16 protein-coding genes and 1 riboswitch are annotated in these 20987 nt (G+C 36.8%); of the genes, 8 read left to right on the top strand and 8 right to left on the bottom strand.

Annotation, left to right across the window (positions count from 1 at the left end; translation table 11 throughout):
• The first annotated feature begins 29 nt into the window (after window positions 1–29).
• The 7 genes from D0T85_RS15860 to D0T85_RS15830 all read left to right on the top strand — a co-directional run bounded on the left by D0T85_RS15860 (window position 30) and on the right by D0T85_RS15830 (window position 9837).
• Window positions 30–1268 (top strand): fucose isomerase, encoded by a 1239-nt coding sequence (locus D0T85_RS15860; protein ID WP_163214506.1) that lies wholly within the window; start codon window positions 30–32, stop codon window positions 1266–1268.
• Window positions 1269–1380: 112 nt separating this feature from the next.
• On the top strand, window positions 1381–2070 hold the full coding sequence (locus D0T85_RS15855; RefSeq protein ID WP_163214505.1) for a response regulator transcription factor: 690 nt from the start codon (window positions 1381–1383) through the stop codon (window positions 2068–2070).
• Window positions 2071–2074: 4 nt separating this feature from the next.
• Complete coding sequence (locus D0T85_RS15850) at window positions 2075–3844, top strand: sensor histidine kinase (protein WP_370459991.1); 1770 nt, start codon at window positions 2075–2077, stop codon at window positions 3842–3844.
• Window positions 3845–3868: 24 nt separating this feature from the next.
• Complete coding sequence (locus D0T85_RS15845) at window positions 3869–4819, top strand: DUF5106 domain-containing protein (RefSeq protein WP_163214503.1); 951 nt, start codon at window positions 3869–3871, stop codon at window positions 4817–4819.
• A gap of 9 nt (window positions 4820–4828) precedes the next feature.
• Window positions 4829–5026, top strand: a riboswitch (cobalamin riboswitch).
• 83 nt (window positions 5027–5109) lie between these two features.
• Entirely contained in the window at window positions 5110–7092 is a 1983-nt protein-coding gene (locus tag D0T85_RS15840; RefSeq protein ID WP_239060751.1) for a TonB-dependent siderophore receptor, read from the top strand.
• Window positions 7089–9062, top strand: coding sequence for a DUF5074 domain-containing protein (locus D0T85_RS15835; RefSeq protein WP_370459987.1), 1974 nt, complete (start codon window positions 7089–7091; stop codon window positions 9060–9062). Before D0T85_RS15840 ends, D0T85_RS15835 begins: the two co-directional genes overlap by 4 nt.
• 22 nt (window positions 9063–9084) lie before the next feature.
• Window positions 9085–9837, top strand: a complete 753-nt coding sequence (locus D0T85_RS15830; protein ID WP_163214501.1) for a DUF4465 domain-containing protein — start codon at window positions 9085–9087, stop codon at window positions 9835–9837.
• A gap of 238 nt (window positions 9838–10075) precedes the next feature.
• Here the strand turns inward: D0T85_RS15830 and D0T85_RS15825 are convergent, their stop codons facing one another.
• A complete protein-coding gene (locus D0T85_RS15825) occupies window positions 10076–10711 on the bottom strand; it encodes a nucleotidyl transferase AbiEii/AbiGii toxin family protein (protein WP_203558502.1) in 636 nt (211 codons plus the stop codon).
• Window positions 10666–10983 (bottom strand): hypothetical protein, encoded by a 318-nt coding sequence (locus D0T85_RS15820; RefSeq protein WP_163214500.1) that lies wholly within the window; start codon window positions 10981–10983, stop codon window positions 10666–10668. The genes D0T85_RS15825 and D0T85_RS15820 overlap by 46 nt, the downstream gene beginning before the upstream one ends.
• 124 nt (window positions 10984–11107) lie before the next feature.
• On the opposite strand from D0T85_RS15820, the gene D0T85_RS15815 reads away from it, so the two are divergent.
• Window positions 11108–11620, top strand: coding sequence for a ferritin-like domain-containing protein (locus D0T85_RS15815; RefSeq protein WP_163214499.1), 513 nt, complete (start codon window positions 11108–11110; stop codon window positions 11618–11620).
• 86 nt (window positions 11621–11706) lie between these two features.
• On the opposite strand, the gene D0T85_RS15810 is transcribed toward D0T85_RS15815, so the two are convergent.
• From D0T85_RS15810 to D0T85_RS15785, 6 genes are all read right to left on the bottom strand, one after another.
• Window positions 11707–12831 (bottom strand): metallophosphoesterase, encoded by a 1125-nt coding sequence (locus D0T85_RS15810; protein WP_163214498.1) that lies wholly within the window; start codon window positions 12829–12831, stop codon window positions 11707–11709.
• A 94-nt stretch (window positions 12832–12925) separates the two neighbouring features.
• Window positions 12926–14359, bottom strand: coding sequence for a RagB/SusD family nutrient uptake outer membrane protein (locus D0T85_RS15805; RefSeq protein WP_163214497.1), 1434 nt, complete (start codon window positions 14357–14359; stop codon window positions 12926–12928).
• Window positions 14360–14378: 19 nt separating this feature from the next.
• Window positions 14379–17741: a TonB-dependent receptor gene (locus D0T85_RS15800; protein WP_163214496.1), complete on the bottom strand. Its 3363-nt coding sequence runs from the start codon at window positions 17739–17741 to the stop codon at window positions 14379–14381.
• Between the two features lie 16 nt (window positions 17742–17757).
• Window positions 17758–18936, bottom strand: coding sequence for a FecR family protein (locus D0T85_RS15795; RefSeq protein WP_163214495.1), 1179 nt, complete (start codon window positions 18934–18936; stop codon window positions 17758–17760).
• A gap of 104 nt (window positions 18937–19040) precedes the next feature.
• A complete protein-coding gene (locus tag D0T85_RS15790; protein ID WP_163214494.1) occupies window positions 19041–19598 on the bottom strand; it encodes an RNA polymerase sigma-70 factor in 558 nt (185 codons plus the stop codon).
• Window positions 19599–19710: 112 nt separating this feature from the next.
• Entirely contained in the window at window positions 19711–20472 is a 762-nt protein-coding gene (locus D0T85_RS15785) for a 1-acyl-sn-glycerol-3-phosphate acyltransferase (protein WP_163214493.1), read from the bottom strand.
• Window positions 20473–20987: the final 515 nt, after the last annotated feature.

The following is a 20987-nucleotide window of genomic DNA, read 5'->3' as shown; positions in this document are numbered from 1 at the left end:
GTAAACAATTTAAATTATCGCGATCAAAGATGATTATAAATCTCATTACTTTTAGTTCTATTCTAAACAACAATGACGATGTAACAGCAGGTCATGAAACCATTTTAAATGAATTAAAGAAACATTATAGTGTAAACCTAGTCAATTACAAGGACATAGATAAGCTTAGTAAGGATGACTTCAGCCTGGTATTTATTGCTACCGGAGGTGTTGAAAGAAAAGTGATGAAATGTTTTGAATCCCTGCCCAAACCGGTAGTTCTGCTGGCCGACGGGAATAAAAACTCATTAGCTGCTGCCCTTGAAACATCAGCATGGTTTCGGTCGAGAGGTATGAAAAGTGAAATCCTTCACGGTGATCCTGAAACCGTACTAAAACGTATCGACTTACTGGTTAATTCATTTTTAGCACAAAGAGCACTTGAAGGAACCCGCATTGGCGTTATCGGCGCACCCTCTTCCTGGCTTATTGCAAGCAATGTAGATTATCTTCTGGCAAAAAGACGTTGGGGTATTGAATATGTAGATATCTCTTTAGATCGTGTATACGAATACTTCGATCAGATAACCGACGATGAAGTAGGCGAAGCCTGTGCCGAATTTGCAGCAAAAGCAAAAGCCTGTAAAGAAGGATCGCCGGAAGATATATTAAAAGCCATGCGTTTGTACAGAGCTTTACGCAGGATATGCGACGAAGAGAACCTGAAAGCCATAACCTTAAGCTGTTTTAAACTGATTGAACGCACAGGAAGCACTGGCTGTCTTGCTCTTTCACTGCTGAACGACGAAGGTATCCTGGCCGGATGCGAAGGCGATCTTCAATCTATATTTACACTATTAATAGCAAAAGCAGTAACTGCCGAAACAGGATTCATGGCAAACCCATCTTCGGTAAACACTATTAATAATGATATTGTATTAGCTCATTGCACAATTGGTACAAAACAAACCAACCAATATATTATCCGCAATCACTTTGAAACCGAAATGGGAATAGCCATTCAGGGATTGTTACCTATTGGAGAGGTTACTGTTTTGAAATGTGGTGGCGAATCGTTAGACGAGTATTTTGTATCTTCCGGTTTCCTCAACGAAAACACCAGCTATATAGATATGTGTCGTACCCAAGTACGTGTAAGGCTGGATTCTCCTGTAGATTATTTCCTGAAAAGCCCTTTAGGAAATCATCATATTCTACTTATGGGAAATCATGTAGAGGTATTACATGAATTTCTGCAAATGAACTCTTGTAAACAAGTTAGTAGTTAGTAGCTAGTAGTTAGTAGCTAGTAGGTTGCTAAACAGAATCTAACACTACTAGTCACTAACTAGCCACTACTAACTACTAGCTACTAACTACTAGCTACTAACTACCAAACCAATGAACGATTACAAAATTCTTGTTGTTGACGATGAAGAGGATCTTACCGAGATTCTGAAATTTAATCTTGAGAATGAAGGATATGCAGTAGATACTGCTAACTCGGCAGAGGAAGCTTTAAAAATGGATCTTGTTAGCTACGATCTATTACTGCTCGATGTTATGATGGGCGAGATATCCGGCTTTCGCATGGCAAGCATGCTGAAAAAAGATAAAAAAACCGCCCATATTCCTATTATCTTTATAACTGCCAAAGATACCGAGAACGATACTGTTACCGGTTTTAATGTAGGAGCCGACGATTATATATCGAAACCATTCTCGTTACGCGAAGTTATTGCACGGGTTAAAGCTGTATTGAAACGTACAACCAAAGAAAAGAATGAAAAGCTACCCGAACAACTTATTCACGAAAACCTTGTTATTGATATAGGCAAAAAGAAGGTTGACATTGATAATGAAGAGGTGGCTTTAACCAAAAAAGAATTTGAAATTTTATTTCTACTTCTTAAACATAAAGGAAGAGTATTCTCTCGCGAAGATATACTCAGCAATGTGTGGCCAGACGAGGTATATGTTTTAGACAGAACCATTGATGTAAATATTACCCGCTTACGAAAGAAGATTGGTAAATATGGTAAATGCATAGTAACCAGATTAGGGTACGGATATTGTTTCGAAGCTAAATAAAAGCATTGATATGCAAGAATACAAGAAATGCACTTTGACTTTTGGAAAAAAGCTGTTCGTCTCTATATTAGGGCTGTTTCTTGTATTTGTAGCAAGTTTTTTTCTGTTTCTGCACTTCACCGAGAAAGATCATAAAATAGAACTGCTTGCCAATAAGTTGCAAAATCTCAATGAGAATATAAACATCAGAATCCAAACTATGCCCGATGCAGATCTTAAGCATTATCTTAAATTGGTTTGCTCGAGTGAATTACGCCTGACAATATTAAATCCGGATGGTGATATATTATATGATAATATTTTGAATTACACCGATTCGGTTATTAATTTATCGGACCGGCATGAAATACAAGAAGCCCTTAAAGACGGACGAGGAACCGATGTAAGAAGAGCATCCCAATTCTTAGATGTTGACTACTTTTTTTCTGCAACAAAATATAATGATTACATAATCAGAACGGCTGTTCCTTATTCCGATAAATTAGTTGAAACATTAAAAGCCGAATATCATTATTTGTGGTATGCCATGCTATTAGCAATAATTCTTATTTGCATCTTCTATCGGGTTACTAATAAGTTAGGAATTTCAATTAATCAGTTAAGGCAGTTCGCTATCCATATTGATAAGAACGAACCGTATGATGACATACTGAAAAACATCTCGGACGATGATGAATTAGGTGAGATTTCGCAACATATCATCCGCATTTATCAACGATTGCACGACACCAAGGAGGCATTGTACATTGAGCGCGAAAAACTTATTGCTCACTTACGAACATCGCAAGAAGGACTTGGCGTTTTTGAAAAAGATAAAACAGAGATATTGGTTAACTCTCTTTTTAACCAATACGTTAATATTATTTCGGACAAACCTTTAGAGAAAGCAGAAGAGGTTTTTGATATACCCGAGTTTCAGCCAATTACCAATTTTATTCAAAAAGCACTGAAGAGAGCAAGGAAAAGCGAATTACGAAGAAAGATCAGTGTACAAAAAAACGGCCGGATATTTTTAATCCGTTGCATAATCTTTCAGGACATGAGTATTGAAGTTTCAATAAATGATGTTACACAGGAAGAACAACAAAGTTTGGTTAAACGGCAACTTACACAAAACATTGCTCACGAACTTAAAACACCTGTCAGTAGCATTCAGGCTTATCTCGAAACAATTGTAAGCAATCCCGATATTCCACCAGAAAAAGCTAAGATGTTTCTGGATCGTTGTTATGAGCAAAGTAACCGCCTCGCGCGCTTGCTAAGGGATATATCTGTATTAACACGTATGGACGAAGCTACCGATATGATTGAAATGGAAAAAGTAGACATTTCAGTGCTGGTAGCCACTATCATTAACGAAGTAGCACTGGATTTAGAGAAAAAACAAATAACCATTATTAATCATCTTAGTAAGAAGCTGGTAATCAGGGGGAATTATTCTCTTCTCTATTCTATTTTCAGGAATCTGATGGATAACTCAATTGCTTACGCAGGTAATAATATCCAAATTATAATTAATAATTTCCGTGAAGATGAAAATTATTATTACTTTCGCTTTGTGGATACAGGTGTTGGTGTTGATGCAGAACATCTTCAAAGGATCTTTGAACGCTTTTACAGAATTGATAAAGGGCGTTCGCGCAAACTTGGCGGCACCGGGTTGGGATTGGCAATTGTAAAGAATGCAGTGCTTATTCATGGAGGCAACATATCTGCAAAGAAAAGTCAAAGTGGTGGTTTAGAATTTATTTTCACCCTCAGTAAAGACAGATAATTTAAAATTCAATTCAACATTATTATGAAGAATATAATTAGCTATTTATTTATTTGCTTTGTATCATTTTGTGCTTGTAAAAACAGCAATGCTTCAAGCGCTAACTCACAATCAGAAACTACCGAAACCCAAACAGATAGTTTGAAATTCCAAATTCCGGATGTTCCACCCATGTACGGCACTCCCGAACAACGGGCCGAATATCTGGCTAACCACTACTGGGACAACTACGATTTTACCGACACCTGCTATCTTAATAAAGATATAACCGAACAAGCATGGGTCGATTTTATTCAGCTATTAAACTTTATACAATTAAACGAGGCGCAGAATGCAGTTAAAAGCATGTATAAGAAAGCCGAACAAAAAAGAATCACATTCAATTATTTCACCGAGCTAGCCGAGAAATACTTGCGTGACCCCAATTCGCCTGTCCGGAACGAGGAATACTACATCCCTGTGCTCGAAACAATGATTGCTTCGGACTCGCTATTGGATATGGAAAAGATACGTCCCAAAGACAGACTACAACTGGCACTTAAAAACCGTCTTGGAACAAAAGCGTTAGATTTTACTTATACGCTTGCTAATGGCAAACAGGCAAAAATGCACAGTTTAAAAAGCGATTACATATTGCTTTATTTCCATAACCCCGGATGCCATACTTGTGGAGAGTACACCAGAATAATGAAAAACTCCATGTTAATCAATCACCTTTTAGATCAAAAGAAACTTACTATTCTATCTATTTATCCCGACGAGGAAGTTGATGAATGGAAAGCCCATTTGCCCGAACTGTCAAGTAGTTGGATTAATGGATACGATAAAGAACAGGAACTTATGATTAAAAACTCATATGATTTAAAAGCCATTCCAACACTTTATTTATTAGATAAAAACAAAAACGTTTTATTAAAAGACGCAGTTATTGAAGCGGTAGAAAAATATTTAAACCAAATTGTATCGGACAATTAAAAAAACTTTCTACCTTTGCGGCGCATTGGTTCACCAAACCCTGTACAGGGTTGTGATTAAAAGGGAATCGGGTGAAAATCCCGAACAGTCCCGCTGCTGTAAGTTTCATTAATGTTGTAAGCAAACACTATTACCACTGGTTTAAACCGGGAAGGTGCTTACCAACAGAAACAAGTCAGAAGACCTGCCATGCGCTATTATTAATCAAATGCTTTCGAGGAAAGAGCATCTGGGTTATGAATAAAAACAACGCATCAACAAGGTTTTTGTATAGCATTATAAGCATTTGCATGCTTATTGCTTCTTCATCTGTATCTGCACAAACAGCACAGGTAGATACTGCACGTATATACAACATTCCCGAAGTTATTATTTCCAACCATTTGCAAACCCGTGAAGTACGGGCAGCAGCCCCTACCCAGATATTAACAAAAGAGCAATTAACCGGATTAAATGCCCTTCAACTATCGGATGCCGTGAAGCATTTTGCAGGTGTCACCATAAAAGATTATGGTGGTATTGGTGGACTGAAAACAGTTTCCTTACGTAGCTTAGGGGCCGAGCATACTGCTGTTGGTTATGATGGAATTACATTAACAAATGCTCAAACCGGACAAATAGATATCGGTCGATTCTCGCTCGACAATGTTGACCGGCTAACACTTAGCAACGGACAATCGGATAATATTTTTCTGCCGGCCCGTTTCTTTGCCTCTGCCGGGGTTCTGAATATACAAACCTTAGCTCCCTATTTTGCAAATGGGAAGAAAACAAATATACATGTTTCTTTTAAAACCGGTTCGTGGGGTATGGTTAACCCATCTGTATCTGTTGAACAGAAAATAAATACAAAATGGGCTTTATCGGTGAATGGCGAATGGATGTCGGCCGATGGCAAATATCCCTATACCTTGCACTACGGCAATGCAAACGACAGTACATCGCGCGAAAAACGAAAAAATACAGATGTACAAACATTCCGTGCCGAAGCCGGATTATTCGGAAATCTTTCGGAGAAGGAACAGCTCAGGGTTAAAACCTATTATTATCAATCATCCAGAGGATTACCGGGAGCAACCACCCTTTATTACGATTATGCCTCACAACATTTGTGGGATAAAAATACATTCTCTCAAGTTCAGTATAAGAAAGAGTTTTGCCGACAGTGGGTTTTCCAAACGTCTGCCAGATGGAATTGGAGTTATCAACGTTATCTCGATCCGGACTATAAAGGTTCGGATGGTAAAACAGACAATAGCTACTACCAACAGGAATACTACTTGTCGGCCTCTCTCTTATATAGAATACTTGATAATTTATCATTCTCTGCTTCGACCGATGGCAGTATAAACACGTTAAGAGCAAACACCAATAATTTTGCTGATCCTACACGCTATTCATGGCTTACGGTTCTTGCCGGAAAGTATGTAAACGAATGGTTAACGGCATCTGCATCGCTACTTGCCACTGTTATGAATGAAAAAACCGATCTGGGTGCAGCCGCAGGAAATCACAGGAAATTAACTCCTTATGCCACTGTGGCCATCAAACCATTCGTAAATGAAGAGTTGCGCATCAGGGCTTTCTATAAAGACATATTCAGATTACCTAACTTTAATGATCTATATTATTCGGAGGTAGGTAATACCGATTTGTTACCCGAAAACACCCGCCAGTTCAATGTAGGGGTAACTTATGCAAAAGAAATCAATAAGTTTATTCCATACATATCGGCAACAGTCGATGCTTATTACAATAAGGTAACCAATAAAATCATGGCCATCCCCACTAAAAACATATTTGTGTGGAGCATGGTTAATCTGGGCAAAGTAGATATCAAAGGAATAGATATTGCCGGAAGCATCAGCTTGAATCCACATAAGGATGTACAAATCCATTTATCGGGTAATCATACGTATCAACGGGCATTGGATGTTACCGACCCGGAAGGAAAAACCTACAAACATCAGATAGCTTACACGCCCCGGGCATCTGGTTCGGGACAGGCAACGGTTGAAACGCCGTGGGTAACCCTTTCCTACTCTTTTCTTCATTCGGGAAAACGGTATGCGCTGGGACAGAATTTAACCGATAACAGATTGAAAGGTTATAGCGACCATAGCATATCCTTGAGCAAGAATATCAAAGTTAAAAAGGCAGATACCTCTATTAGTGTGGAGATGCTAAATATACTGGATAAGAATTATGAAATTGTACGGTACTTCCCCATGCCGGGACGTTCGGTAAGGGCAACGATAAAGGTTAAATTATGATTTTGTTTGAACGTTTAAAAGCTCTGTGTCTCTGTGTCTCTGTGTTTGCTCTATTTATTGGCATCACATTCCTGTATTCTTGCGATGATATGCACGATATCAACGAAGTCCCCGATACCGGTTCCATCTCACCGGAAACCGGAACAGCAGAGTTTTACATCCTTTCCGAAGGATTGTTTAACCTGAATAACAGCACACTGGCCCGTTATACATTTCATGATAATAAGATTGTATCCGATTATTTTCTTAATATTAATCGCCGGAGCTTGGGAGATACTGCAAACAATATGGATATATATGGTTCCAAGCTCTACATTGTTGTCAATGTATCCAGCCAGATAGAGGTTATCGACATCCATAGTGGTATATCTTTAAAACGTATCCCATTATTAACCGAAAACGGAAGTTCGCGCCAGCCACGTAACATTGCATTCCACAAAGGTAAAGCCTATGTATGCTCATTCGATGGAACAGTAGCCCGGATTGATACCACCACCCTATCTATTGACAAATATGTTTCTGTTGGACGAAATCCCGATGGTATTTGTGTGCAGAATAATAAACTATATGTATCTAACTCAGGCGGATTGGATAATCCTGATTACGACAATACAGTATCGGTTATAGACATTCCCACCTTTTCCGAAATAAAGAAAATAACAGTAGGTAGCAATCCTGGAAAAATTCTATCAGACAATTATGGATATGTGTATGTAGCCGTAAGGGGCGACCTTACTGCTTATGGCAACAAAAAGTTTATTCAGATAGATAGCCAAACAGATGAAGTACATCAAAGCTGGAACAAAGAAGTACTTGATTTTACTATCAGCGATGAATTTGCTTATCTGTTCAACTATAACCATCAAACAAAACAATCAACCATTCAGGTTTTCAATCTATCGACCGGCCAAACCGAACAGGAAAACTTTATAACGGATGGAACAGTTATTCAAACACCTTTCAGTATTACAGTTAACCCATATAGCAGCAATGTATATATTACAGATGCTTATGATTATAAGGTGAAAGGAGATGTACTTTGTTTCAATCCACAGGGGCAGTTACAATTCCGGCTAAACAATGTTGGTTTAAATCCTAACACAATAGTGTTCAGCGATAAACTTTCGCAAAGTATAATTGATGATGCACCCGAAAACCCGAACGCTCCAACTGCTTTTGCAACAAAAGTACTGGAATATAGGCCCGCGCCAAGTCAATTTATGAATACTATTACTACTGCTTATCGTGAAGGCTTCGGTTATGATAAGGTTCTGGAACTTGCGAGCGAACAGATCAAAAAACGCTCTTTACTTACATTGGGAGCCTATGGCGGATCTATTACCATTGGCTTCAATCAAACCATTCGCAACATTGAGGGTGAATATGATTTCAAGATATATGGAAATGCCAGTTGGAGTTCTCAAGGCAATGGAAGTTCCGAACCAGGTATAGTGTTTGTTTCTAAAGACAGTAACAGCAATGGACTCCCCGATGATGAATGGTACGAAATTGCCGGAAGCGAATATGCATCGGATAAAGCAATCCGGGATTATGAGATAACTTATTATCGTCCGGCCTCATCTCTGGATGCTATCCAATGGACTGATAATAAAGGAAACGAAGGTACCATTCCCAGAAATTCATTTCATAAAGATAACTCCTATTATCCTGCCTGGATTGAAGAAGATCAATTGACTTTCCGTGGTACCCGATTGCCTGATAATGGGGTTCAGGAAGGAAGTAACTGGGTGCAATATCCATACGCTTGGGGTTATGCTGATAATCAAGCCAATAATACAGAACATTGCCAGTTTAAGATTGATTGGGCAGTGGATAAAGAGGGCAAGCCTGTGAAACTGGATGGTATTGATTTCATCAGGATCTATACAGCCGTTAATCAGGTTTGCGGCTGGATGGGAGAATCATCAACAGAGATTTCTACAATTGAGGATTTACATTTTAATAATTAACATAAACATTAAAGTATTTATTATGAAAAAATTATCTCTCTTACTGTTATTTACAGTAGCGTTTATTTTTGTTGGGTGCGATAGTGATGACGACAAAGCTCAGGTTGTTATTAGTTTTGAAGGTAAATTGACGGAGGCCAATAGTGAGTTTACAACTGATAATGGAGAACCTATTCCGCCATTAGATTGGGGATATTACAAAAGTAAATTTAATGACCCTTCCAATAATTTAGAATTCAGTCATTATTATTCGGCAGGTGGCTTTGGAGGAGGTTTTACTTATACCAACAAAACAGATGTTACAACGCCAGGATATAGCAATAATAGTGCAATAGCTGGTAAAGGGAAAAATGGCACAACCTATTTAACTGTTTGTATGGCAAATCCTCCACAAATCAATTTACTTAAATCAGATCTTTATACTATTAAAGGGGCTTGGATTACCAACAGCACTTATGCATACCTTGCTATTAAAGATGGTAATGATGGTTACCAAAATAAAACAAAATTCGAAGATGGAGATTGGTTCAAACTTACCATCATTGGATACGATGTTAATGATAAAAAAATCGGTTCCATTGATTTTTACTTGGCTGACTATAGAGATGGAAAAAATACAATTATCAAAGACTGGACATGGGTAGACTTCTCTCCTATTGCAAATGCTGAAGTTATTAAATTTGAGCTGAGTTCTACTGATAATGATGAAGATTATGGATATATGAACACTCCTGCTTATTTCTGTATGGATGGAATTACATTAGAAGAAAGATAATACACCGAGCTTATTTAGCCTACATTATTCATACTATAGAATTTGGCGGTAGTTTGACATAAACAAAAGGTTCATTATTTGCCAAAGATAGGTATTTTCTTTAACTAAACATGGGGAAACTCTTTCAGAGTTATAATAGTTTATTTCAGGGCCTACCCCGGACTGCGCTTTGTGAAAGCTTGTCCGGGGTAGGTCCTAGATAAAGCTACTATAACTCTGAAAGAGTTACCCACATCTTTCATATTAACTCAAAGACTTTATCAGCATTCCTCTGCATATCCAACAGTCTCTTTTCTATCTTCTTCCAACTCAATCTCCCACCATTAATCATTTTTATTGGCTCATCAAAATTAATATCATCAAAGAATGTAATAGATTTTACAGCTATAACAGGATTTGCATTATATTTTTTTGTATACGCTTTCAACATCTCAGTAAAAGACATATAACCAGACAGATAAGCAAGATCAATAAAATCCTTAACACGAGTACCATTACCCGAAACCGCATTTAACTTCATTGCGGCAATATCCAATAAGCTAGCTAATCGAATCCCCTCAAGAATATTAAATGAAGAAACCCATGGATATTGATGAGCTATGCAATCAATTTGAACTCCCTGAATTTCACCTTTAACTGTTCTTTTAGAAATAAAATCCAGTTCCAAATCGTACGCAGATAAAAGATACGCAGATAATTCTTCCTCATCAAAAGATGTATTGGAGAATAAATCCAAATCGACACTTATACGGTGACCAATTTGTAATGACAATGCGGTTCCACCTACCAATACAAATTCATTCAATGCGCTATCATTCATTATCCTTTTCAGGAGTTCCAATGTTGATGGGAAAACTGTTTCTTTATATAACATTTCAATTCTTCTTTCTTAATTTCAAATATGTTACAAACGAAAGCTTTATCTTTGGGGTTCAAATAAGGTATTTCCTTTATAGCAATTTTAACCCCTTCTAAACCATACATATTAAGTATAGCATAGAAATCGTCCATTCGTCCACGTTCTATTACACGCTGTACAACTACAGTTCGCATTTCTTGCCAATCAAAACCCTCCATATCATATTCCCAGAGTAATGATGGACGGACTTTCGCATCTTTATGCTGATTATAATTATCGAAAAACATGCTATTTATATTTTTGTAATGTAAAGATAAGGTTTTTTTTCTCTGTTTTCACCTTGCTTTCCAAACAATTCTTTTAATCTATTTGTTTACTATCAAAACAGTAACAAATAAAAATTCAAACACTATGATTAAAAGAGAAAGAAGCATTGAACTGCTCAATAAAGCCGTTTCTGAGGAATTAACAGCTGTGCATCAGTATATGTATTTTCACTTCCGGCTCGACGATATGGGGTACGATTTCCTATCTAACCAGTTTAAACGCATTGCAATTGTTGAAATGATGCATGTGGAAAGACTAGCCGAACGTATTTTATTTCTCAAAGGTGAGGTTGAAATGGTAACTTCTGCTCATGTTGAAAAAATACATGATGTTGAAGGCATGCTGAAAAAGGCCGAACAAATGGAAACCGATTCTATTGACCATTATAACCAATGGGCACGCGAATGTGCTGAATTGGCCGACTCGGCCACCAAAGCTGTTTTTGAGCAATTGGTTATTGAGGAAGAAAATCATCAGGATCAGTTTGATACCGAAATTGATAACATGGATAATTTTGGCGATAATTACCTGGCCCTTCAATCTATTGAGCGTAGTAAAAATGTTGCTATGGGAAGTAAAGGAGCTGATAAGGCTTAATTTGGTTAAAACGGTAAAACCCTGGAATTTCACAATCCCAGGGTTCCGAAAACCAAAATTTTATCAACCTCTTCATATCATCAATTTTACAAATATAGTTCTTTTAAAATTCCCTTGTCACTGATTACAAAAGTTTTGCTGTTTTTAATCAGTATTCCCCTTCCTGTAACAGACTCAAAGTTCTTTTTATTATCCACATTTACTGTTATAACCCGTCTGCCATATAGTGTTTTAATATCTGGGAATATGGTATGACCAACAATAATTCGTTTCACTTTATACCTGTTCAGGATTAATTGCAAATCGTTTATATGTAAAGGATTGTACTTTTCATCGTTACGTACCATACCTCTGTACCATATTGGTCCTTCGCTTCCATAGAGGAATTCGGTTAATGGTGATAGTTCCTTTCTTTCCTGTTTCGACATAAATAGTCCTCTACTCAATTCTTCGTTTACTTGTTCTACAGACAGATTTTTTTCTAAAAAAGCTTTGCTCAAACCTGCATGAACAAATAGATCGTTTCCTATAATCTGCATCGCATTCCGGGTAGCTAGCCAACAACCCAACTCCGTATCAGGGCCAAACATATCCCTATAATCTATATTTAGTTTTTCTGCTAGTTCCTTATAAGTTTTATCCATATACCGGTAATCTCCGGCTAATACCATTGGTTCATGATTGCCTAAAAGGAAAGATAATTGTCCGCCTGCATCCTGTGCTTCCTTTTCGAGTTTATAGATTAACCAGAATATGGGGAGAACATCTTTTCCACGATCGAATACATCGCCCAGAATTATCAAATGGTTTTTACCATAAATCCAGTTATAACTTTCGTCAATTATATTGTTGCTACGTAATACACTTACAAAGCAATCAAGATTACCGTGTGGATCGGAGATAACAAATAGCTTTTTTGATTTAGGGGATTTACAAGATTGTCGGGTAATTGGGTGTAATTGTACTTCAAATTTGTGTTTGCCGGAATGGGACGTTACTGGCAATATAAAATTTGTAGATGCAAATATTGTATCTTTTATGCAGCCATTTGTATCTACAGATATAATACGTTTGTTACCATCTGGTAAGTAAAACAAATATGGTCCGTCGGCATTTTTTTCTTTTGGCTCTTCTTTGGTTATAGCACTACTATTTATTGTACCCAAACCGGTAATAATAAGAAACAAAATTAGTTTACTACAAATATTCATAGTCTTATTTAGAAACGTTTAATTTAGAGAAAGGGGTGTCAAAAGTATGATCATTCATTTGACACCCCCAAAAGAAAATTTGTTGAGTAAAAACTTAGTTACCAAATCCCGGATTCTGAACAAGATTTGAATTCACATTCATTTCTGTTCTTGGTATTGGCATTAAAATTAATGGGAAATCCCAATCAAATTCTTTTGTTTGAGATGTTAACAATGAAGAACTGTGCGATTTGCCGGCACGAATAATCTTCTTGTTGTTGCGCATAGCATCGAACAAACGATGTCCCTCACCTACTAATTCTTTTCTGCGTTCCAGCAGTATTCTATCAAGATCTACTTCATCTTCCGACACTGATTTCTCCGGATTAGCACGGGTTACTATAGCATTCAGGTATTCGGTAGCAGCAGTTTTATCGTTAAGCTTAATTGCTGCTTCGGCCGCAATTAGATAAGCTTCGGAAATGCGAAGTACCGGAATATTAGATACACTATAGCTGGGAGATAGATATTTACCCAAATACCATCTGCTATTGGATTCGCTGTAACGATCAATTATTTTATGTCGTACATCATCTGGGTCCTCGTCCATAATCTTCATAAAATCCGAACTTAAACTTATATCATCGTAACCCGAACGATGCATCAGATAGCTAATAAACTCCTTAGAATCACTAATCTCGGCTGCATCATTCATGATAACAAAGAAATATTCCGAACCGGTTTGTTGTTTCCAGGCATCACCATATTCCTTATTCGTAAAAAGACGGTATGTATTGCCTTTAGTAGCTTCTGCAATCAACTCGGTAGATATTTCATAGGCTTTTGTATTATCTCCTTTATATAAATAAGCACGTGATAACAATAAACGTGTAGCAAACCAATTTAACTTTCCATCGCTCTTTGATTTTGAAATTAATGTAGATGCATCTTCCAGGTCTTTAATAACTTGTGTATATACTTCGGCAACAGTATTTCTTGCTGGTTTTGCATTATTAGGTAAAATCTCAGTAATAACAGGTACACCAAGAGAGGCACCATTATCTTTAGTGTATGGCATGCCATGTACTTTAACTAAATCAAAGTGAGCCATAGCGCGCATTGTTAATGCTACACCTTTTATATTTTTAAGTTCATTGGTTAATTCGTCCCCATCAAACTTATTGGTGAATTTAATAACATTATTCGCATTTCTGATAACTGTATACGGATATGACCAGAAATTACTTGGAGCATTTACTGCATTCCATGTTAACAAATAGTATCTGGCAACCCGTTTAGAATCGCCACGTGCTTGCATATCTTCACCTTTCGCATCACCATAGTAAGTGTATCGTGCTCCGTAATATTGATAATTACGGAAAACTGTGTAAATACCATTTAGCATATAATCGGCTTCGGTAGCAGTATTTAAACTTTTTTCTGTTTCAACTTCTTCCTGAGGTACCATTTCATCTAGCCAGCCATTCCCACATGACGAAAACAGGAGCAATATACCTGCTATAATCGAGAATAAATATATTTGTTTCATTGTGTTATTGTTTTATAGGTTAGAACTTAATATCAATACCAAAAGTTAATGTTTTCATTTTTGGAGCTTCGAAATCAACAACACCGCTTCTGGGAACTTCCGGGTCGTAATTATCATATCCCACAAAGGTTAATAAATTCATCCCTGAGAAATATAAACGTACATTCTGTAAAGATGCTTTTCTAACTAAATCTTTAGGCAATGAAAAACCAAATGTTAAGCTTTTCAAACGAAGATGATCAGTAGAGTGAATACGTCTGGAATTTACCACACTGGCCATACTGTACGAATTACCTACCATAAACATTTCAATGTTGGTATTGTCACCCGGTTTTTTCCATCTGTTACGATACAACTGCTGAACAGCACCTTTTTCCGACTTCCCTGCATGTTCCAGTTTAGCAGCTCCCTGATCGTATGAATATCCACCCAGTGTAAATGTCCATGTAAATCCTAAATCGAACCATTTATATTTTAATGTATTGGTCCATCCTCCATTTAATTTGGGATCTGCACCTTTATACATTATATAATTAGCTTTAGAAGCGTCTTCAGTTGTTGTTCTATCTTCCAGATTTTCCGGATTATTTATATAATAGGTAGGATAACCGTTTTCCGGATTTATTCCAGCAAACTCTTTCACATAATAACGATAATACGGCTGACCAACTTTCCTGATATAATATGAACCAATGATTTCTTCTTCACCACCTAAATTCAAAATTTTGTTTTTGTTATGACCTAAATTTAAGGAAGATGTCCAGGAGAAGTTTTTTGAATGAACAATATCAGCAAATATTTCGGCTTCTACCCCTTGATTACGTACACTACCGATATTGGTTAGAATATCACTGAAACCTGTTGTTCTGGATAATGGCATATCCATTAACAAATCAGATGTTTTACGATTATAATACTCAACAGTAACATTTAACCTATCAAATAATTTAAAATCCAAACCTAGGTTTAAGTTGTAGTTCTTCTCCCATTTTAAATTTTTGTTACCAACTTGAGATTCTAGGATTCCAGGCTTCGTATTATATTTATAGCCAAACTTTACCAAATCCATATAATCATAATAATTACTTGGTAATGTACCATTACTACCATAAGATACACGTAGACGAACATCGCTTAATACTGAACTCACAGCATCCATAAATGATTCGGAAGATATTCGCCATGCTCCGGATGCCGACCAGAATGTACCCCAACGACTATCTTTATGTAAACGCGAACTACCATCGGTACGCACACTTGCTCCTAAATAATATTTACTATCAAAGTTGTAATTTACGCGTCCTAAATAAGAAACAAGTCTCCAACCCTTATCTGTATAGCCTGATAATCCGGTAATATTTGCACCATTAGAAATGTTGTGCTTTTCCACAGTTGCAAAGTCTTTAATTCCACCTGATAGATATTGGCGTTTGTACTCGTGCGTTTCATAACCTAGCAAGAAGTCGAGATTATGTTTATCAGCTACTTTGGTATCGTAGGTTAAATTATTTTTCCAAACCATTTGGTCAAACTGATACATATTGCTGCCCATTGAACCATTATCGCTACTACCATCAGTTGAACGTGGATCTGTCCACGATTTGTATGCAGTATTAGTATGGTCAAGGCTGAAGGTAGTATTAAACACTAATCCGGGTATAAATGTATAATTTGCGTAAATGGTGTTGAATGAACGATCAACAATATTTCGTCTGTAATTTAGTTCCATTTGAGAAACTGGATTACGCTTGCCGTTTTCGAGTAAATTAACATTATACGATCCATCTAATTCATAAATATGATCGGAGGCCGAAACCTTATGGCGGGTTGCATACATAGGAGATGTGTATTGTAAACCTTCGGAACTAGCTTGTTGAGTCATGCGGGAATACAAAATATTTGCGCCAAGTTGTAGCTTATCCGTCATCATATATTTTACATTCAAACGACCCGTATAACGCTCCAGTGTTTGTTGCCTAACAATACCATCCTGATTGTTGTATGAAAGAGAGGCATAATAACTGGTTCTTTTATCACCACCGGAAGCGGAGAATTCATAATTTTGATAAGGAGCACTCGAACGATATAAGGCGTCTTCCCAATCTGCCCATTCTGTAAGTGCTGTACCTGCTTTAGGTGCAGGCGCCCATAAATCTATATTTTTATCAGCATACTCTTTTGCCTGAGCTTCCGACATACTTTTTAAATAGATACCTTGATTATATAATCCTTCCCAAAAAGTTTCTCGTCTTTCAGCACCATCCATAACTTCACGAAACGGAGTTGAATATTTAGAAAATCCCCAGTCGGCTTTCAAATTGAAAGATGCTTTTCCTTCTTTGCCCGATTTGGTTGTAATAATAATCACACCATTTGCTGCACGCGAACCGTATAAAGAAGCTGCTGCTGCATCTTTAATTACAGTGATATTTTCAATATCCGATGTGTTAAGGGTAGACATAATATCGGTACCTGCATCAAGATTTGAAGAAATACTTGTCATTACCGGTACGCCATCAATTACATACAACGGACTTGTAGAAGCATTAAACGAACCTAGTCCGCGAATAGTAACACTCGATGTTCCACCAAGAGCGCCCGAGGAGGCATTTACTTGTACTCCCGAAGCACTACCTTGCAATAGATTTTTAAAATCTACCGCAGGCACATCTTCTTTCTCCGTCATTTTTACTGTAGATGCCGATCCTGCAAATGCTGACTTCTTGAATGTACCATAACCTGTTACAATAACTTCGTCCAGTACATTTGCATCATCTTCCATAACAATACGGATTGCTTTTCCTGCGGTTGCTACCACTTCTTGCGTTGCAAATCCTATAAATGAGAATACTAATGTAACTTTTTGACCCTGTGTTACATCAATAGAAAAACGTCCATCCAGGTCGGTAATAGATCCTTGTTTGGTTTCCTTAACCAACACATTTACACCCGGCATCGGATCGCCAATGTTATCCACAACCTGTCCGGCAACAGCTGATTTTTGTTGTTGTGCAGTTGTTATTACAGGAGATTCAACCTTTTTAATAGCAATTACACCATTGTGAATACTGTATGTTAATCCCGAATCTTTCAGACATTTATCTAATACCTGAGTTACAATTTCGTTATTAACGCTTACATTCTTAACAACTACACCTTTAACATCGTTTGTGCTATAGATGAAAGTAAAATCTGTTTGCTTCTGTAATTCCCAAATCACATCTTTAAGCGAAACATCTGTAAATTTAGCAGTGACATTTTGGGTAGCAACATCAATGTTTATTGCCTTCACTGTTGTTGAAAAAACAAATAGAAAAATAAAGCATGAAGTGAGGATCTTCCTACACTTGTGCGATTTAACTTTAACTGTGTTTTTCTTCATAACTATTGATTTTTAATTAATTATGTTTGAAGGTTATTGTTTTACCATTTATAACTATTTTTACTTTTTCGGTTTGTTCCAGTAATTCCAGGAACGGTGTTATATCTTTATACCGGTTTACATTACATCCAAACCGGATGTTTTTTATGCTGGGATCGGCATAAAAAACAGTCATATCATACCATTTAGCCAGATAGTCCATTATGTCTTCAAGTCTTTCGTCTTTGAAATGGATTTTTCCATGTATCCATGAGGTATAAAGTGAAGTATCTACTGTACGCACATTCATTAAGTTGGAGCCCGGCTTGATATATGCCTGTTGAGAAGGCTCTAACACACAGTTTTCTCCTGTTCCCAAAGATACTTTCACCGAACCGTTTACCAGTGTGGTGTGAGATTCTTCACCAGTATATGCTGATATGTTAAAGGATGTTCCAAGAACTTCTACCGCCACGTTGTTGTATTTAACAATAAAAGGTTTACTATCGGGAGTTACTTCAAAATATCCTTCACCATTCAGCTCCACTTCACGAACGTTTTCTGTAAATCTCACCGGAAATCGCAAAGATGTCATTGAATTCAGGTAAACTTTTGTACCATCACTCAAAGTCAAGGTGTATTCACCCCCTTGGGGTACATCTATTTTATTATAAATAATCTCTTTTTTTTGAGAAACATTTTCGGCTAACTGATAATTCAATTGGGTAGAATCAATAAGAATAGATGTTCCGTCTTTTTCCTTCATAAAGGTGGCTGTTATATTTTTGAGGTCGATAATTTCGCCATTGTCCATTGTTAAGGTGGCTTTTTTTTCGCCTGGAAGAATTTCTACCAACTGGTTTTCCAGCTGTCCTGTTATGGAATTATTATAAGAAGCATCCCGCCATGCCCAGATACCGACTATTAACGGAAGAATCAATATGGCCGCATAACGACTTATTTTCAGAATGATATTCCGCCGGTGGTAAGTTTTCATTTTTTTATTGAGAAACTCCCATCCCTGAGTTTTATCAAAATCAAGAGTTTGTTTATAATGAGCCTTAAAGTTTTCCGAATTACATAATTTATGGAAAAGCTTTTCATTATCCGGGGAGATTTCCCGCCATGTATTCAAATCTTGCTGTTCCTCCTCAGTGAGAAGTCCAGATAAGTATTTTGAAATTAATTCGGCTATACGGAATTGTTGTTTCATCATAATATGTAAGGTTTTTAATTTCCTTGTTTATTATGATAACAGGTGAGTGAAAAAAGAGGGTGAATCAATCTTTGTTTTTTCTTAAATATAGGGAAAACTATTTATCAACGGAATCCATCAATAATAAGCGGTAAAAGGTAGTAGTAATCTTTTAGTAATATTCTAAGCTTTTTGTAGGCTATCTTTTTTAGTGATTTAACAGTATCTATAGATACAGTTAGTTTTTCGGCAATTTCGTTGTTTGAATTACCTTCCAAAGCCAGGTACATAATGGCACGCATCTGGTTGGGAAGTTGATCAATTGCTTTTGTGAGTGTTCTATATGTTTCTTCTTCAATAATATTATCATGAAAGAAACCGTCTTTGCTTTTCTTTATTATTTTCTCTGCATATTCATTCACAATCTTAGAATGTTCTATTTCGTTCAAAGCCCGATTGCGTACAGAAGTATAGAGGAAGGATTTTACCTGATGAAGAAAGAAAAATTCTCTTCGGATCTGCCATAATTTCACAAAACAATCTTGTACTATGTCAGCCGACATAGCTTCATTTTCAACATATTTATTGGCAAACAAACATAAAGAAACGTAGAAACCATCGAATACCTTTCGATACTCGTTATCGTTAGTTAAATTTATGCTAATGGCGTTAGTTGAATTCACTTTAGTATTTCGATCTATGTCAACATTGCAAATATAGCAAATATAAGCATAATGCAATATAATAAATGATAATCGTTTTAAAAACGATTAGAAATACCAATAAAAGGGAACTTTATTCTACTTCCTGATCATCATTCAGTATCATTCCTTTGTTCTTCTCGGGCAAGGAACTTTCAACCGCTTTATATGCTTCGGCCATGGTTGCTTTTATGTTTTCAATACCTTTTCCTTTGGGTGTGATAGGGTCATGAATGGTAAGAACCATTTTATGAGGATGTATCCATTTACCTGTTCGGGGAAGTATTTCAAATGATCCGTCAATGGTAAGAGGAACAACGGTAAGTTGCAAATCATCGGCCAGCTGAAAGGCTCCTTTTTTAAAATAGCCCATGTGTCCGGTAAAAGTGCGGGCACCTTCAGGAAATACAACCAGCGAAATACCATCTTTCAGCGATCCTCTGGCTTGTTTTATTGTTTCGAGTATCTTCTTTGGCCCAGAACGGTCTACAAATATATGTCCGGCGCTTTCACAGGCTTTGCCCACAAAAGGTATCTTGCGAAGACTTTTTTTCATCATCCATTTAAAGTTACGTCCAAGGAAACCATATATTAAAAAGATATCAAAAGCGCCCTGATGGTTGGCAACAAATACATACGATGTTTTTTTCTTCACTTTTTCTCTTCCTTTCACCTTAACAGGAATCAATAGAAAAAAACAAATCAATTGCGACCATATTTTACCGGGATAGTATCCCCAAATATGTGCCCCGCCAATTAGTGAACCGATTATAGTTACCAGAGCTGTTAAAATAGTAAGAACTAATAAAATAGGTAAAGCTATACAAATTTGGTAAATGTAATAAAGTATCCTCATTATTCTTAAATTTTGGGCTATGCAAATCTACATAATTATTTTATAACAACCATTATGTAAGTAGATATTGATTGCACATAAGTATAACATTCGTTGTAAATAGATTGATGATGTGTTGTACAACCACAGTTTATTCACTGTAGATAGAATGGAAAATGGCAACCCTTGATCTCGTCTGAATATGTTACACGGGTTATGCAAAATTACAATGACACGATAGTTAAACACAGTATAGTCGGAAAGAAAAACGCGAACAAATGCTGGCAGAAGGAAAATGGTAATACCATGGCAACAGAAAAGAAAAGAAAAGAAAAGAAAACATCAGTAGAAAAAGATAGAAAAGAAACTGCTGCTGATACTCTAGTTGAGAGTTGAGAATTGAGAGTTGAGAGTTCCATGCGGCATCGTAACTCTCAACTCTCAATTCTCAACTCTCAACTCAAATGAACTGCATTTGCACCCTAAATGAACTGCATTTGCATGCTAAATGAACTGCATTTGAGGTGTAAATGAAC

The sequence above is a fragment of the Bacteroides sp. 519 genome, from assembly GCF_010500955.1.
Lineage (GTDB): Bacteria > Bacteroidota > Bacteroidia > Bacteroidales > Bacteroidaceae > Bacteroides.
This window is presented reverse-complemented; position numbering and strand designations above follow the sequence as displayed.